This is a genomic window from Streptomyces sp. NPDC025651, from assembly GCF_055558735.1.
In genome coordinates, this window is sequence record NZ_JBVHLZ010000016.1 from 111,015 (window position 1) to 126,629 (window position 15,615).

The window sequence follows — 15,615 nt, forward strand, 5'->3', positions numbered from 1 at the left end:
ATCTCCTATGATTTCGATCATGTGCAACTTCTCCTGAGCGGACCGGAACGGTCCACAGACATCCGCCCGGCAGGTGCCGGGCCCCGTCAGCGTGCCCGCACGCTCACCTCAGGAGACACGACCACACCATGTCCCTTCACTCTGCCCGTTCCGCCCTGGACGACCGCATCGCACGCCTGCGACAGCTCGCCCAAGCCGACAACCGCCTGGAGGGTGTACTGCTCTACGGCTCGTGGACCACGGGCGAGGCCGACGCCCATTCCGACATCGAGGCATACCTCTACGTTCAGGACGACCGCCTCGCCGACTTCGACGGCCCCGCCTTCCTGGCGCGCCTCGCCCCGCTCCAGCTCGCCTACACCAACATGTACGGCATCCTCGCCGTCGTCTTCGACGACCTGATGCGCGGCGAGTTCCACCTCACCCCGGCCGGTGCCGGCATCGACGAAGTCTCCACCTGGCAAGGCGTGGTGCACCTGCCCCGCCCCGACGACGCCGTCCTGCTCGACCGCACGGGCCGGCTCACCCGGGCCGCCCGGCAACTGGCCACCTTCCAGCCGCCCGAGCCGGGGACCACCGCCCAGCAGCTCACCGACGAGCTGGCCAACTGGACGCTCATGCTCGCCCACGTCCTGGCCCGCGGCGAAATCGCCCGCGCCCACGCCCTGTTGCACACCGTCATCGCACCCCAGCAACTCCAGCTCTGCCGCCTGCTGCGCAACAGCACGGCCCACTGGCTCACCCCCAGCCGCGCGCTCGAACAAGACCTCCCCGCCACCGACCGCCACCGCTACGCCGCCACCACGGCCGCCGCCCACGACCAGGACGTGCGCACGGCAGCGCGCAACAGCTGGCGCTGGAGCCGCGACCTGGCCGCCGAGGCCGCCGACCGCTGGACCATCCACCTGCCGCACGACCTCCACGAGCAGATCAGCAGCCGCCTGAACGACGCTCGCTGACCACATCCGGCTGGGGCCACCGGACTCATCCAGTGGCCCCGGCCCGGCGGCCCCGGCCACCGCAGAACGCCAACCGGGATCACCTCTGAGGACACGACCGCCTTGAGAGGTGCCTGCCACCGACGCGCGAAAGCCACGCATGCCGCAGCAGATCAGGCGTCCGTCTTGAACCCGCGCTTGCCGTGGTCGTAGTTGTAGACGTAGATACGTTTCCTGTCGTTGAAGGACTTATTGCAGACGGCCCATGTCCCTTTGCCGAATGCGTTGATGCACTGCCCCCTTCGACTGCCTATCTTCCAGAAGACGTTTCCGCTGTAACCGTCCTTCTTGAGGTCCTTCACGTAGAGCATGTCGTGGTTGTCCTGGTAGCAGAACTTCTGGTTCCGGACGGTCTTGCACTTCACGTCGTGGTAACCGACAGGCGAGTCAAGGGACCTGATCCCCTTGTCGACTTCGTAGCTCCTGGGCGCCGGCTTCGTTCCGGTGGCGCCCGTCTGTGCCTGCGTCGGGGTGGCGGCCAAGGTTCCGGCTGCCACAATCGTCAGGACAGAGAAGGTGATTGCATACCTCCGAGAACGCTTCCTGTGCATTGCTTCCTCCCTGTGCAGGGGTCCTTAGCGGTTTCTGCTTCCGGTCGTGCGGTTGTCCGACCTCGTCGACCTCGTCCGAGCGAAGTCCAGAGAAGTCTCAACCGGCGAGTTGGGCGAACCGCTAGGCGAGGCTCTGGGCGGGCATGGACGCAGGTATCTCCGCGGGCCGTCTGACGCGCGGCAGGAGACTGACACCGCGGATCACCTCGTCCAGGATTGCGGTGCGCCGATGATGTCTCCGCTCAGTCCTGCTGTGGGAGCGCGGACAACTACAAGGCCGCGGGAAGTAGTCGGTGGGTTGCCGTCTGCTTCAAGCACGGCCCACCATCGGCCGGGGGCCTCGTGACCGGTTGAGTGGAGGCGAACTGTCAGTTGCGGCATGTTCGGCACAGCCGTGAATTCCTGGTCGGGGCTCGGCGGTCACCTGATGCTGGCCGGGCGTGTGGCGGTGGGGGAGGTGCTGCGGCTGCGGTCCGCGCGACGCCGGATTCGTCCTCGCCGTGTGATTGCTGGATGAACCAGAGGACGGCGCGAACGATCACTCCGCAGGTCCGGTGTTCTTTCGCTGGTTGGCGTGGAACCGCGCCTTCTTCTGGCGATTTCCGCACGTGTTCATGTCGCACCATCTGCGGGTGCGACTTCGGCTGGTGTCGAAGAAGGCGGCCCGGCAGGTCGGCGACGCGCACAGGGCCAGCTTTCCGTCGCGTTCGCCTGCGATGATGCTGATCGCGTCGGCGGCGATCACGCCGAGCGCGTCTTCCACGCCGGAGGCCGAGCTGAGCCGCCATCGCCGCTTGCCCTCGGGTGTGAGGATCGCCGCCGCCCGCCCCTGGGCGCTGAAGTCATTGATGACCTGGACGGCATCCGCAGGGAGAGCGTCCTGGATCGCGGCCGCGGTCGCGGCGGCGTGGATCGACTCCCTCAGTTCCCGCGCGAGGCCGAGCTGTTCAGTGGTGCAGGAGTCCACGGGGAGACCGCTCACCGCCAGCCAGTCGACGAGCCGGTGCGGCACGGGAATGCGCTCCACGGCGTCGCCATGACGCTCCGACAGCGTCCCCGTGAAGCTGGTCGCCAGCACCGTACCGAGGCGGAAGTCAGGGAACGCAGCACGCATGGAACCACCTTAGCCGGTTGCCGCGTGGCGCGGAGGGCTGCTAGAACCGTCTATGCCGGTTCGCGATGGGTCGCGGCCGGTTCCGCGACGGCCAGGAGGTCTCATGTCCCGTCCAACCGGCGACGTGCAAGCAGACGTGCAAGCAGACGTGCAAGCAGACATGCGAATAGGTGTGCAAGCGGACGTGCAAGCAGACGTGGAAGCATGTGAAGTCCGCGCATCGGACGCCGACCTCGACGATCTGCGCGCGCGCCTGGCCGCGGCGCGACTGCCGGAGGCCGAGACGGTCCGGCGCGCCGCGCCCGGCCCCCGCCGATGGGATCAGGGCGTTCCGCTCGCCGACCTCGTCGACGTCGTGAACTACTGGCGCACCGGGTACGACTGGCGGTCGTTCGAAGAGCGGCTCAACCGGATCGGCCAGTTCCGTACGACCATCGATGGTCTGGGGATCCACTTCCTGCACCGTCGATCCGCGCGCGCGGACGCCACGCCTCTGATCCTGACGCACGGCTGGCCGGGCAGCATTGCCGAGTTCATCGACGTAGTGGACGAGCTGGCGGATCCGGACGACGCGGACGCGCCGGCGTTCCACGTCGTGGCCCCGTCGCTGCCGGGCTTCGGATACAGCGACAAGCCGGCCACGACCGGGTGGGGAACCGAGAAGATCGCGGCCGCATGGGTGGAGCTGATGGGAAGGCTCGGATACGGCACGTTCCTGGCCCACGGCGGCGACTGGGGAGGCAACATCACCACGGTCCTCGGCGGCAGGTTCCCGGCGCACGTGCTCGGTATCCACACCACGTTCGCGGAGGGTCCGCCCGGTCTGACCACGGACGGGCTGACCGCGGTCGAGCGGGAGTGGGCCGAGGAGACCCGCGATTTCTGGGGCCGCCGCGCGGCGTACGCGAAGCAGCAGGCGACCCGGCCGCAGACCATCGGCTACTCGCTCGTCGACTCTCCGGTCGGGCTTCTCGCCTGGATCCTCGACAAGTTCGCCGAGTGGTCGGACACCGAGGACAGCCCGTTCGAGACGATCTCCCGGGACAGGATCCTCGACGACGTCACCCTGTACTGGCTGACGCGGACCGGCGCGTCGGCGGCCCGCATCTACTACGAGAGCCACAACTCGCTGGACCCCGAACTTCGGGTCGACGTCCCGTCGGCGATCACCATGTACCCCCGTGACATCGAGAAGTGTCCGCGTCCCTGGGCACAGGAGCGGTACCGGCGGATCGTCCGGTGGAGGTCGCCCGAACACGGGGGACATTTCCCGTCGCTGGAAGTTCCGGAGTATTTCGTCAAGGACCTGCAAGAGGGCCTCGCGGCAGTGCTGGCCGCCCACCGGTGAACGGCGTCGTCGAGCGCCTCGAACTGACGCCGTTCATCTGCCTGTTGAGTCGTTGAGTCGTTGAGTCGTTGAGGTGTTGAGCTGTCGGGTGGCCAGGGCGAATTCAGCGGAGCAGGTCGAGGACCTTGATGCCGAGTTCCAGCGCCTCGTCCGGCTCGCGCACGCACTGCTGCAGATCGATGAAGCCCCCGTCCGCGCCGGAGTCACGTATCCCGGCGACGACGGCGGCGATCTGCTCCGCCGTGGCTCCCGGCGACGGGTTGTGGCGGAGGATCTGCCGCAGTGCGTCGGGGTCCCGCCCCGCGTCCTCGGCGGCGCGCCGGGCCGTGTCCCACAGTCCGGCGTGGACCTGCGGCGGCATGACGACACCGACCCACCCGTCGGCCCGCCGCCCCACGCGGCGCATCGCGGCACGGCCGAATCCGCCCAAGTAGATGGGCGGGCGCGGCTGTTGGGCGGGGCGCAGACCGACGTACGAACGGGGGATCGTCCAGTGCGGACCCGCGTGCTCGAACTCCTCCTCGGTCCAGAAGCCCTCGAGGATGTCGAGGATCTCCTCCAGATGCGCACCCCGCTTGCCGAACTCCCCGTTGACCGCGGTGTATTCATCGCGCATCCAGCCCAGGCCGAGCCCCGCGTCGAGCCTGCCGCCGCTGATCCGGTCCAGTGAGGTGAGGGTGCGTGCGAGCAGGATCGGCGGATACCAGGGGGCGTTGAGGGTGCTGGTGCCGAGGCGCGCCCGGGTCGTGGTCGTCGCGGCGACGGTCAGCACGGTCAACGGGTCGAGGAACGTCTTGTATTCGGGGGGATAGGGGTTCTCGGGCGTGTGGCCCGGATACAGGTCGCTGGGTTCGACGGGGGTCAGGGAACGGTCGCCCGTCCAGAGGGAGGCGAAGCCGGCGTCCTCCGCGGCCCTGGCGAACCCGCCGATCGCGTGGGGCAGCGCGTGCGTGCCGTATTGGGGCAGTGCTATGCCCACGTCCATGCCTATGTTCATGGGCACATCCTGTGCTCGGGGGGAGGGAAGTCCTAGGCGGTGCCCGTGTGACACGCGTGATGCCCCTCACATCGAGCCGCGGTCCACAAGCGGTGCCCATCTGTGGTTGGCGCACAGTCAGGGTGCGGTCGGGGCGCAGAGGTTGATCTTGTACTCGGCGGTGAGTACGGAGCTGTCCTCGGGGGAGCGTGAAGGTCGCGTACCCACCCGCGCTGTCGGCGACGGCACTGGGGTCACCCCGGTGTGGAAGCGAAGCAGCCGTTCTGCCGGGGCTACGGGGCTATCTGTGTGACTTCGAGCCGGGCGGGCGGCTCGCCGCTCGCGCCCGTACGGCTTCGTCCGCTGGCTGTGCCACCTCTTCCACGTCTCGCCTCGCGTCGTTGCGTTCTCGCGTCAGGCGAGGCGTTCCACGAGCAGGAAACCGCCGATGACGATCATCATGGCACCGCTGACGCGGGTGACGGCGCGGGCCGCGGCGGGCCGGGTCCTGAGCACGGCGCCCGCCAGGGCGCCGACACCGAGGTAGACCACCGCGCAGGCGGCCATGTGGAGCGCGCCGAACAGTCCGGTCTGCGCGGCGACGGGCCAGCCGTCCGCGGGGTGGATGAACTGCGGGAACAGCGAGAAGTACAGGAGCAGCGCCTTCGGGTTGAGGCCGCTGATCCCCGCCCCCTTGAAGGCGATCTGCCAGCGGGAGGCGGCCAGCGCTTCACCGGAGGCCTGCGGCGCCGCGGGCTGGCGCAGCACGCTCACGCCGAGCCAGATCAGATAGGCGGCGCCGAGGACGGTCAGCGCGGTGAGCAGCGTCGGGGAGCCGGCCACGATCACCACGAGCCCGGCGACGGCCAGCAGCGTGTACCCGGCGTACCCGGCCACGAGGCCGCCGACCGCGGGCACCAGCGACCGCTCCCGCAGTCCGGCCGAGATGGCGTACGCCCAGTCGGCCCCCGGCGTGAACACCAGCAGAAGGTCCACTGCCAGAAATGCCGCCAACGTGCCCGTGTCCATGATCGATCGTTCCCTCTGCGTCCCACTCGGATGTGCAGAGGGAAGGCTAGGGATGATCCGCCCGAAAGTGTTCCCGTAATTACTCGGGGGCGGCATGATCTGGGGGAAAATCTTCTCCATGGATGCCTTGGACCGGAAAATTCTGACCGAGCTTCAGCAGGACGGCCGTCTGACCGTCACCGAGCTGGCCGCGCGCGTGAAGCTGAGCGTCTCGCCGTGCCACCGGCGGGTACGCGATCTGGAGCGGGCCGGGGCGATCCGCGGCTACCGCGCCGTCGTCGACCCGGCAGCGGTCGGCCTGGACTTCGAGGCCCTCGTCTTCGCCACGCTGCGCTGGGAGGACGGCGACACCGTCGAGGCCTTCGAGACGGCGGTGGCGGCCGTCCCGCACGTCATCCAGGCCCAGCGGCTGTTCGGCGAACCCGACTACCTCCTCCGCGTCGCCACCGCCGACCTCGCGGCCTTCCAGCAGCTCTACGACCAGACGCTCGCCAAGCTGCCGGGCGTCCAGCGCCTGAACTCGACGCTGGTCATGAAGCAAGTGGTCACGGACCGGCCGTTGCCGGGCTGACCGGGAGTCCCGGGGTGCCGGGGGAGGGAGCGGCGCCCTCTCCCAGGTCAGCGTGCCGCCCGGTCCGTCGACGTGCCGAACTCCGCGACGGCCGCCTCGCAGAACGCCTTGAGGTCGTCCGGCCTGCGGCTGGTGATCAGGGTGTTGGAGCCGTCGGCGCAGACCGTCACCTGCTCGTCCACCCAGGTGCCGCCCGCGTTGCGGATGTCGGTACGGAGGCTCGGCCACGAGGTCAGCGTGCGCCCCCGCACCACGTCCGCCTCGACGAGCACCCACGGGGCATGACAGATGGCCGCGACCGGCAGGCCAAGGTGGAAGAACTCCTTCACGAAGGCCACGGCCCGCTCGTCGAGGCGCAGGTTGTCCGGGTTGGCGACGCCGCCGGGCAGCACGAGCCCGTCGAAGTCGATCGCCCTGGCCTCGTCGACCACCTGCTGGACCGGGAAGGTGTCCGCCTTGTCGAGGTGGTCGAAGGCCTGCACCTGTCCGGGCCGCGTCGACACCAGCACGGCTTCGCCGCCCGCGTCGCCCACGGCCCGCCAGGGCTCGGTCAGCTCGATCTGCTCGACGCCCTCGGGCGCCACGAGAAATGCGATGCGCATGGGCATGAGGGGGGTCATCTCCCTTTCCTGGCCGTTCTCACACGCACTGCCGTGCGTGTCTCACATGTGCTGCCAACCGCGTCTCACACGTACTGCAGTACATGTCCCACACATACTGCCGTGCGTGTCTCAAACGTACTGCTGTGCGTGCTCTTGCGTACGTGAGCCCGGGTGCCCTGGTGACCGTGGATCTAACGTCAGGACGAGCGCCGCCGCCGTCAGCGCCGACAGGACGCCCCAGGCCGGGGCGAAACTGTGCGTGCCGTCGACGAGCAGGCCGAGGGCGGGCGGCACGAGGACGATGGCGACCTGGTTGACGGACATGGCCAGGCCGAGCGCGAACCCGGTCCTGTCCGGCGGGGCCGATTCGGCGACGTACGCGACCCACGGGCCGTACCAGCCGAGCCCGAAGAAGCCGAGCCCGATGAAGATGCCGCAGGCCGCCGTGGGGGAGTGGCCCAGGGGTGTCGTCAGCGCGGCCATCCCCGCGGTCACGGCGACGAGGCACACCCTGACGGAGGCGTAGCGCCCCGAGGTGCCGCGGTCGCTCCGGGCCGCCAGGCAGACGCGCCCCGCCACGCCCGCCCCCTGCGCGGCCATCAGGACGAGGGCCGCCGTGCCCGCGTCCACAGACGCCGTCCCGTGCAGGTGCAGCACGGTCAGGACGCCGACGCCGTACTGCACCGAGATCAGGCTGGTGCCGGACAGCATGATCCGCGCCATGGACGGTTCGCGGACCATTCGCAGCCGCTCGCGGAGCTGCGTCCTGAGCGGGACGCGCGGCCCTCGGGCGGGCCGAGCGGCATGGTGGGGCGGCCTGCGGTGGAAGGCCATGAAGGCGGCGGCCCCCAGCAGCGCGACGAGCCCGCCGGCCACGAGAGCGGACCGCAGCCCGTACCGCTCGGCGAGGACGGGCAGCGAGGCCGATGCGAGCGCCGCGCCCAGCGGCAGCCCCGCCTGGCGGACGCCCATGGCGAGCCCGCGCCGGGACGGGTCGAACCACGACGCCACCGACTTGCTGCCGCCGGGCTGGACGGTGCTGTACCCCGCGCCGACGACCAGCATCACCAGGAGCAGCGGGACGTACCCCGGCGCCGCGCTGCCCACGAGCAGGCCCGCGCCGACCACGCACGCGCCCGCCCCGACGACCCAGCGCTCGCCGTAGCGGTCGAGCAGTTCACCGGCCGCCAACAACCCCACCAGCGGCACCAGTTGAGCCGCCGAGAGCAGCAGGCCCAGCTGCGCCGTGCCGAGGTGCAGATCGCGCTGGAAGTGGAGGCCCAGCGCGCCGACCCCCTGCACGAAGAACGCCGCGGCGGCCTGGGTGAAGGTGGCGGTGCCGAGGACGACCCAGCGGTACGCGGTCGCCGACGTCGGCTCGGGCACGGACACCGGCGTCGGCCGTTCGCCCCTCACGGGCGCCAGAACAGCGCGGGGTCGGGGTGGTCGACGAACCCCAGGTCGCGGTAGAGCGGTTCACCCTCGTGGGAGGCGTACAGGTCCACGCGGGAGACCTCCCGCACGCGGAACCAGTCGAGGAGCGCCCGCATGACCGCCCGGCTGTGCCCGCGCCTGCGGTACGCGGGGTCGGTGACGACGCCGATCACGTGCCCGACACGGCCGTTGAGGTTGTGCGGGCCGGGGAACCACTGCTCGACCGTGCCGATGCCGCAGGCGGCGAGGCCGTGTTCGCCGTCCACCACCACGATGTGCGCGTCGTCCGCGGCGAGCTTCCGCTTGAGCACCGCGGCGAGGGCGTGACGCCAGTCGTCGCCCACCGAGGCGGGGTTGAAGTACTCGCCGCCCAAGTCCTCGAAGAGCAGGGCCCGTAGGCGTACCAGCTCCTGGAGGTCGTCCTCCGTGGCCTGGCGTACACCGTTCGTGGCCCGGTGTATGTCGCTGTGGTCGCGGGGGAGTTGGGCGGTCGTCGAAGGGGCGGACAGGTGTCCGGTGGGCTCTGTCATGACGATCAGCCTGATGTAATGAGCTCATGCACCTCAACCCTTACGGCGGCGACGCCGTGAACCTGGCGGCGGACCTCGCCAACCACCGTCCGACCAGCGCCGAGGAGCTCGCGGACCGCTGTCGCGCCGCCGGTCTGACGCTGGAGCGGCCGGTCACGCCGCGCGACCTGGACCGCGCCCATGCCGCGCTCGACGCCTGGGAGAAGGTCGTCGACGCCACCGACGAGCACGAGCGCGCCCGGTTGGTCAACGGCATGATGGCGGCCGCCGCGGCCTACCCCCGGCTGACCGACCACGCGGGCGACGGCTGGCACCTGCACTACCGCGACGACCGACAGCCGCTGGGCGCCCTGCTGTTCTCCCTCTTCTCGGTCGGCACCGCACTGCACCTGGTGGGCCGCGGCATGCACCGGCTGCGGCGGTGCGACGTGACCGAGTGCGCCATGATCTTCGCCGACACGTCCCGCACGGGCCGCCGCCGATACTGCTCCCACCGGTGCGCCAACCGCGACGCGGTGCGCCGTCATCGGGCGCGGGCGGCGCACTGACAAGGGCGCTGCGAGAAGGGTTGACCAGGGTCCCGGGGACGCATACCGTCCCGGTTCGCAAGTTCTTGCAGATTAAATCTGCAAGAAACTGCACTCCCCTCATCGTCTCCCCGCCCTGCCCTGGAGGCCCCATGTCCGGTCCAACGACCAGAAGCCGCAGACCTGTTGCCGCGACGCTCGCCCTCGCGGTGGGTGTCCTGGGGAGTCTCTTCGCGACGGCCCCGCGGGCCGACGCGGCCCCGCCGGGACAGAAGGACGTCACCGCGGTCCTCTTCGAGTGGCGCTTCGACTCGGTCGCCAAGGCGTGCACCGACCGGCTCGGCCCCTCCGGCTACGGGTTCGTGCAGGTCTCGCCGCCCCAGGAGCACATCCAGGGCGGCCAGTGGTGGACCTCGTACCAGCCGGTCAGCTACAGGATCGCCGGTCGGCTCGGTGACCGCGCGGCCTTCGAGAACATGGTCGACACCTGCCACGCGGCGGGCGTCAAGGTGGTCGCCGACGCGGTGATCAACCACATGTCCGCAGGGTCCGGCACCGGCACGGGCGGCTCGTCGTACACCAAGTACGACTACCCCGGCACCTATTCGGGGGCCGACATGGACGACTGCCGGTCGCCGATCGACAACTACGGCGACCGCGGCAACGTACAGAACTGCGAACTGGTCGGTCTCGCCGACCTGGACACCGGCGAGGAGTACGTGCGCAGCCGCATCGCCGCCTACCTGAACGACCTGCTCTCGCTCGGCGTCGACGGATTCCGGATCGACGCGGCCAAGCACATGCCGGCAGGGGACCTCGCCGCCATCAAGGCGCGGCTGAGCGACCCCGGCGTGTACTGGAAGCAGGAGGCCATATTCGGCGCGGGCGAGGCCGTCTCGCCGAGCGAGTACCTCGGCAACGGCGACGTGCAGGAGTTCCGGTACGCCCGCGACCTCAAGCGGGTCTTCACCCAGGAGAAGCTCGCCTACCTGAAGAACTACGGCGAGGGCTGGGGGTACATGACCTCGGGCAGGTCCGCCGTCTTCGTCGACAATCACGACACCGAGCGCGGCGGCGACACCCTCAGCTACAAGGACGGCGCCAACTACACCCTCGCCAACGTCTTCATGCTCGCCTGGCCGTACGGGGCACCCGACGTCCACTCCGGGTACGAGTTCTCCGACCGCGACGCGGGACCGCCCAACGGCGGTACGGTCAAGGCCTGTTACTCGGACGGCTGGAAGTGCCAGCACGCCTGGCCCGAGATCTCCCGCATGGTCGCCTTCCGCAACACCGCACGCGGTCAGGGCGTCACCGACTGGTGGGACAACGGCGGCAACCAGATCGCCTTCGGCCGCGGCGACAAGGCGTACGTCGCCATCAACCACGAAGGTTCGCCGCTGACCCGCACCTTCCAGACCTCGCTGCCCGCGGGCGACTACTGCGACGTCCAGTCCGGCAGGCGCGTCACGGTCGACTCCGCACGGCGGTTCACCGCCACGCTCGGCAGCAACACCGCGGTCGCCCTCCACGCGGGTGCGAGGACATGCGCGAGGTGACAGACGTCGCCCGGGTCCTCCGACCGGTGGCAGCCGCATACCGGTTGATCGCCCGCGAGGCCAGGAGGTAGGAAGGCGCCATGACGACTCTCGGCGTGGTGTTCCGGCCCCAGCTTCCCCCCGAGCGCCTGCGTGGCATGGTGCGCACCGCGCAGGACGCGGGTCTGGAGGAGCTCTGGCTCTGGGAGGACTGCTTCCTGGAGAGCGGCATCGCAAGCGCGGCCGCCGCCCTCGCCTGGTCGGAGCGGCTGCGCGTGGGGGTGGGGCTGCTGCCCGTCCCGCTGCGCAACGTCGCCCTCACCACGATGGAGGCGGCCACCTTGCACCGGCTCTTCCCCGGCCGGGTCATGCTGGGCGTCGGACACGGCGTACAGGACTGGATGGGGCAGGTGGGCGCGCGCGTCGCATCGCCGCTCACCCTGCTCCGCGAGCATCTCGACGCCATGCGGGCCCTGTTGGCGGGCGAGCGCGTCACCACCGAGGGGCGGTACGTCAGCCTCGACGACGTCGCGCTCGACTGGCCGCCCGCCTCGGCCCCCGCGGTCTACGCGGGCGCGCGCGGGCCACGCTCCGTCCGGCTCACCGGGGAGGCCGCGGACGGCACCATCCTGGACGCGGGTGTCCCGGTGGAAGGGGTGCGCGAGGCCCGCCGACTCGTCGACGAGGGACGGAAGTCGGCAGGGCGCACCGGCGCGCACCCCGTGGTGGTCTATCTGTCCACCGCGACCGGCCCCGACGCGGCGGAGCGCCTGCGCGCCGAGATGAGGAACGACGGCCGGGGCGACGTCGCGGGCCTCGGTGTCGCCGGAGACGCCGAGGACGTGGCGAAGGCGGTGCGGCGGCTCGCCGAGGCGGGGGCCGACACGGTCGTCCTGCAGCCCACGGCCGACGAACCGGACCCCGAGGGGTTCATCCGCTTCGCCACGGACCACGTGAAGCCGCTGCTCGCCTGAACCACGGGACGGTGCACGCCGGAACCAAGAGCCGCTGCTGAAGACCCCTGCTCGCCCAAAGGCGCCTGCTCGCCCAAAGGCCCCTGCCTCACGCCTCGTTGAGCAGCCACGTCAGCACGAGCATCGTCTCCAGGCGGTTCTCGGCGTTCGGGAGCGCCCCGTCGGTCAGCCGGGCGATCTGGCGCAACCGGTAGCGGACCGTCTGCTCGTGGACGAAGACGCGCCGGGCGGTGAGGACGGCGTTGTCACCGCTGTCGAGGTAGGCGAACAGCGTCCTGAGCAAGGGATCGCGGCGGCGCTGGGGGAGGCCGAGCAACGGCCCGAGCACGCCGGGCGACGCGGCCTCCAGCAGGTCGCCGGAGCGCGAAGCGGCCAGTACGGAGAGGTGGTCGGCGCACCGCAACGGCGCCCGCGCGGGCAGCCGCCCCCGGCGGACGAGGTCCACGCCGTGGCGCGCCCAGCGCAGGGAAGCGGCACCCCGGGAGAGGGGAACCGACGGGCCGAGCGCCGCACCCTCCGTCCGCATCAGCGGGAAGTGCCGCTGGGCGCCGGGCAGTTCGGGCGCGGGCAGGACGAGATACGCCAGGTTCGCGTGATGGCGGACGAGCGCCTCGGGCGGCAGGATCGCGTGCCGCGTCGACGTGCCGGGCGGCAGCGCGAGCACCGCGAGCCGGTCGGGGAGCGGCCACGCCGCGGCCTCGGCGAGCCGGGCGAGAGCGCGGCGCCCCACGGGCAGTTCCGCGACCAGCGCGTCGCGCAGCCGCTCGCGGTGCTCCGCCAACTCCGAGGCGGCGACACCGCGTTCCTCCGCGCAGCCGCGTTCCTGCGCGTACCCGCGGGTGGCTGCCGACGCGGCGGCCTCCGTCACGGCGACGCTCGCCTCGATGAGCCAGCCGAGCGTCGCACCGGGCCACGCGAAGCGGTAGGCGTCCTTGATGAGCCGGCGCCGGGCCACCTGGCCGGCGAGGCCGAGGGCGTCCCGCAGCCGGTCGAGCGGGCAGCCGCGCCGGGCGTGCTGCGCGCCGATCCCCTCGTACAGCGCGGCCAACTCGGCGGCGTGCGACGCCGCGTGGCTCGGGGCGTCGAGCGCCGCCATGAACTGGCCGACGGTGCGATCGACGACGCGGTGCACCGAATAGCCGTGGGTGCGGTTGACCGCTTCGGTGTAGCCCGGCAGCCGGGCCGCGACCTCGGACGTCATCTCCTGGACCGCGGCGGGCAGGTGCGGGCCGAGGAGCCTGCGCAGCTCCTGCGGGCGGGGCGCGGGATCGTGGGGGTGCGCGAGAGCGATGGTCATGGGCGTTCTCCAACAGCGGCGAGCGGCTCTGGGCCGGGGCAGGGCCCCGGCGGCTCGTAAGCGTGCGTGCGACCGAGCGGTACGCGCCAGATGTATGGGGCACGCGCGTCCGGAGGATGTCACGCGGTTTACACTCCGCATCCGAACACTCACCGGTAACTGCTAGGAAAGAAGCCTGAGTTGATCGCTGCCGACCTTCCTCTGTCGAGGGCGCCGTGGAAGGAGCTGCCCGCGGCCCTCGCCCCGGTCCTGCGCTCCCGGATCGAGGAGTCGACCACCGACATGGTGCAGGCCATCCGCCGGGAGATCCACGGCTACCGGCACCCCGCGGGATCCGCGGTCGGGCGGGACCTGACGGTGGCCGTACGCCTGGCCGCCACCCAGTTCGCCGAGCTCATCGAGGACCCGGACGCCCCGCAGGACCACTACGCGCCCGGCTTCCGGCGGCTCGGCAGGCTGGAGTTCCTCAGCGGGCGCGGCCTGGACGACCTGCACGCCGCCTACCTCATCGGGGCGCGCGCGGCCTGCCGGGGCTATGTCGCCGCGGCCCGGAACGCGGGGCTGCCCGGCGACATCGCCGTACCCCTGAGCGAGGCCGTCCTCACGCACGTGCACGCCATGGCCAAGGAGTCGGCCAGGGGCTTCGAGGAGGCGCGGGCCCGGTCCGGCGACGAGGTGCAGCGCAACCGCCGCACACTCGCCGGCCGCCTCGTCGAACGGCGGCCCGACCCGAGCGGCGAGCCCCTGACCCACCTCGCGCGCCGCGCCGAGTGGCCCCTTCCCGCCACGCTGGCCTGCGTCGCCCTGCGCTCACCGGCCGAGGTGTTCCCGGAGCTGCCGGGCCTCGACGACGACGTCCTGACCACGTCCCGCGGCGGCGAACTCCACCTGGTCGTCCCCGCGCCCGACGGCGAGCACCGGCTGCAGCAGCTGCGCGCGGTCCTGCGCGGCCGCGGCGCGGTCGTCGGCCCGGCCGTCCCGCCGGAGCGGGCGTGGGTCTCGCTGTACTGCGCCCGCCTCGCCCTGCACCGGCTGCCGGCCGCCGCGCACGCCGCGGAGACCGGGGCACCGGTCATGGCGGCTGACCACCTGGGCGAACTGCATCTGCTGGGCGGCGCGCACGTGGGCGAACTCCTCGCCGAGCAGATCCTCGCCCCCTTGAGTGCCCTCCCGGAGGGCAAGGCGGAACGCCTGGCGGACACCCTGGACGCCCTGCTCATGTCCGCGGGGCGCACCGCGCCCGAGGTCGCGTCGGCGCTGGGCATCCACCCGCAGACGGCCCGCAACCGCCTGCGTCAGCTCAACGACCTCTTCGGCAAGGGGCTTTCGGACCCGCAGTTCCGCCTGGACGCGCTGATCGCGCTGCGGACCCGGGCGCTCCGCCAGGACTGAGGGTCCCGTGAGACCCGGGGGCGCGTCAGCCCCCGGCGTCGGCGACCTGCCCCGCGCCCTGTTCCGCGCCCGGCTCCGGATCCTGCAACCGCAGCCCGTTCTCCCAGATCGTGTTGAGCGTGGTGACGAGCCGCTCGTACGGAATGCGTTGGCCGAGCACGAAGACCAGATACGCCATGCGGCTCACCATCACGGACAGGGCGTGCGCGGTCACCAGGGGATCCAGGGTCGTGTCGGCCCGTCCGCTCTCCTGCAGCGTGCGGATCAGCTTGGCGTTGCGCCGGGCGAAGGCGTTGCCGCGCTCGATGCGCAGGGCCATGAACTGCTCGTCGATCTGGGCGACTTGCTCGAAGAGCGCCATGAGACGGGCGTTCTTCTTGTAGGCGCGCAGGTACTCGCGGTTGGAGGCGTCGATCAGCTCGCGCGGATCGGTGATGCCGGTGCGCTCGCGCAGGTGCGGGTGGAGCATCTCCTCCTGCACCTGCTCGACCAGTGCCTGGAAGATCTCTTCCTTGCTGTTGAAGTACGTGTAAAAGGACCCGGACGCGACGTGGGCCGCCTTGGAGATGTCCGTGATGCGGGCGTCCAGGTACCCGTCGCGCTCGAAGACCTCACGGGCGGCCGCGATCAGGGCGTTGCGGGTCCTGACGCCACGCGCGCTGCGGGGTGTGATCGGTTGCTTCTGGCCGCCGTCTGCGGCCGGGGCCTGGGCAGCCACTGCGATCCATTCACTG

The 15,615-nt window shown here is 71.1% G+C and carries 15 protein-coding genes and 1 pseudogene; 7 read left to right on the forward strand and 9 right to left on the reverse strand.

What is annotated here, in order from left to right; genetic code table 11:
* Window positions 1–128 precede the first annotated feature (128 nt).
* On the forward strand, window positions 129–959 hold the full coding sequence (locus ACZ4D5_RS38945) for a nucleotidyltransferase domain-containing protein (RefSeq protein WP_467777220.1): 831 nt from the start codon (window positions 129–131) through the stop codon (window positions 957–959).
* Between the two features lie 152 nt (window positions 960–1,111).
* Here ACZ4D5_RS38945 and ACZ4D5_RS38950 read toward each other — a convergent pair whose 3' ends face one another.
* On the reverse strand, window positions 1,112–1,549 hold the full coding sequence (locus ACZ4D5_RS38950) for a hypothetical protein (RefSeq protein ID WP_467777221.1): 438 nt from the start codon (window positions 1,547–1,549) through the stop codon (window positions 1,112–1,114).
* A 538-nt stretch (window positions 1,550–2,087) separates the two neighbouring features.
* On the reverse strand, window positions 2,088–2,663 hold the full coding sequence (locus ACZ4D5_RS38955) for a CGNR zinc finger domain-containing protein (RefSeq protein WP_467777222.1): 576 nt from the start codon (window positions 2,661–2,663) through the stop codon (window positions 2,088–2,090).
* Window positions 2,664–2,823: 160 nt separating this feature from the next.
* On the opposite strand from ACZ4D5_RS38955, the gene ACZ4D5_RS38960 reads away from it, so the two are divergent.
* The gene (locus tag ACZ4D5_RS38960) at window positions 2,824–4,011 is read left to right on the forward strand and encodes an epoxide hydrolase family protein (RefSeq protein WP_467777223.1); all 1,188 of its coding nucleotides are present in this window, start codon (window positions 2,824–2,826) and stop codon (window positions 4,009–4,011) included.
* A 103-nt stretch (window positions 4,012–4,114) separates the two neighbouring features.
* Here the strand turns inward: ACZ4D5_RS38960 and ACZ4D5_RS38965 are convergent, their stop codons facing one another.
* Together ACZ4D5_RS38965 and ACZ4D5_RS38970 are read right to left on the reverse strand one after the other, a co-directional pair.
* Window positions 4,115–4,996: a TIGR03619 family F420-dependent LLM class oxidoreductase gene (locus ACZ4D5_RS38965; protein ID WP_467777281.1), complete on the reverse strand. Its 882-nt coding sequence runs from the start codon at window positions 4,994–4,996 to the stop codon at window positions 4,115–4,117.
* A gap of 405 nt (window positions 4,997–5,401) precedes the next feature.
* Entirely contained in the window at window positions 5,402–6,016 is a 615-nt protein-coding gene (locus ACZ4D5_RS38970; RefSeq protein ID WP_467777224.1) for a LysE family translocator, read from the reverse strand.
* Window positions 6,017–6,134: 118 nt separating this feature from the next.
* Between ACZ4D5_RS38970 and ACZ4D5_RS38975 the strand changes: the two genes are divergently transcribed.
* Complete coding sequence (locus ACZ4D5_RS38975) at window positions 6,135–6,587, forward strand: Lrp/AsnC family transcriptional regulator (RefSeq protein ID WP_467777225.1); 453 nt, start codon at window positions 6,135–6,137, stop codon at window positions 6,585–6,587.
* A gap of 47 nt (window positions 6,588–6,634) precedes the next feature.
* Here ACZ4D5_RS38975 and ACZ4D5_RS38980 read toward each other — a convergent pair whose 3' ends face one another.
* The 3 genes from ACZ4D5_RS38980 to ACZ4D5_RS38990 form a co-directional block, all read right to left on the reverse strand.
* Complete coding sequence (locus tag ACZ4D5_RS38980) at window positions 6,635–7,189, reverse strand: type 1 glutamine amidotransferase domain-containing protein (protein WP_467777226.1); 555 nt, start codon at window positions 7,187–7,189, stop codon at window positions 6,635–6,637.
* Between the two features lie 129 nt (window positions 7,190–7,318).
* The gene (locus ACZ4D5_RS38985) at window positions 7,319–8,605 is read right to left on the reverse strand and encodes an MFS transporter (protein WP_467777227.1); all 1,287 of its coding nucleotides are present in this window, start codon (window positions 8,603–8,605) and stop codon (window positions 7,319–7,321) included.
* Window positions 8,602–9,153 (reverse strand): GNAT family N-acetyltransferase, encoded by a 552-nt coding sequence (locus tag ACZ4D5_RS38990; protein ID WP_467777228.1) that lies wholly within the window; start codon window positions 9,151–9,153, stop codon window positions 8,602–8,604. Before ACZ4D5_RS38990 ends, ACZ4D5_RS38985 begins: the two co-directional genes overlap by 4 nt.
* Before the next feature lie 26 nt (window positions 9,154–9,179).
* Here ACZ4D5_RS38990 and ACZ4D5_RS38995 point away from each other — a divergent pair, with 26 nt between their 5' ends.
* The 3 genes and pseudogenes from ACZ4D5_RS38995 (at window position 9,180) to ACZ4D5_RS39005 (ending at window position 12,192) form a co-directional block, all read left to right on the forward strand.
* A complete protein-coding gene (locus ACZ4D5_RS38995; RefSeq protein WP_467777229.1) occupies window positions 9,180–9,701 on the forward strand; it encodes a CGNR zinc finger domain-containing protein in 522 nt (173 codons plus the stop codon).
* 131 nt (window positions 9,702–9,832) lie between these two features.
* Window positions 9,833–11,233, forward strand: a pseudogene (locus ACZ4D5_RS39000) (alpha-amylase); the annotation flags it as partial.
* Window positions 11,234–11,319: 86 nt separating this feature from the next.
* Window positions 11,320–12,192, forward strand: coding sequence for an LLM class flavin-dependent oxidoreductase (locus ACZ4D5_RS39005; RefSeq protein WP_467777230.1), 873 nt, complete (start codon window positions 11,320–11,322; stop codon window positions 12,190–12,192).
* Between the two features lie 88 nt (window positions 12,193–12,280).
* Here ACZ4D5_RS39005 and ACZ4D5_RS39010 read toward each other — a convergent pair whose 3' ends face one another.
* Window positions 12,281–13,489, reverse strand: coding sequence for a PucR-like N-terminal domain-containing protein (locus tag ACZ4D5_RS39010; RefSeq protein WP_467777231.1), 1,209 nt, complete (start codon window positions 13,487–13,489; stop codon window positions 12,281–12,283).
* A gap of 180 nt (window positions 13,490–13,669) precedes the next feature.
* Between ACZ4D5_RS39010 and ACZ4D5_RS39015 the strand changes: the two genes are divergently transcribed.
* The gene (locus ACZ4D5_RS39015) at window positions 13,670–14,881 is read left to right on the forward strand and encodes a PucR family transcriptional regulator (protein WP_467777232.1); all 1,212 of its coding nucleotides are present in this window, start codon (window positions 13,670–13,672) and stop codon (window positions 14,879–14,881) included.
* 25 nt (window positions 14,882–14,906) lie between these two features.
* On the opposite strand, the gene ACZ4D5_RS39020 is transcribed toward ACZ4D5_RS39015, so the two are convergent.
* Entirely contained in the window at window positions 14,907–15,599 is a 693-nt protein-coding gene (locus ACZ4D5_RS39020) for a TetR/AcrR family transcriptional regulator (RefSeq protein ID WP_467777233.1), read from the reverse strand.
* Window positions 15,600–15,615 lie beyond the last annotated feature (16 nt).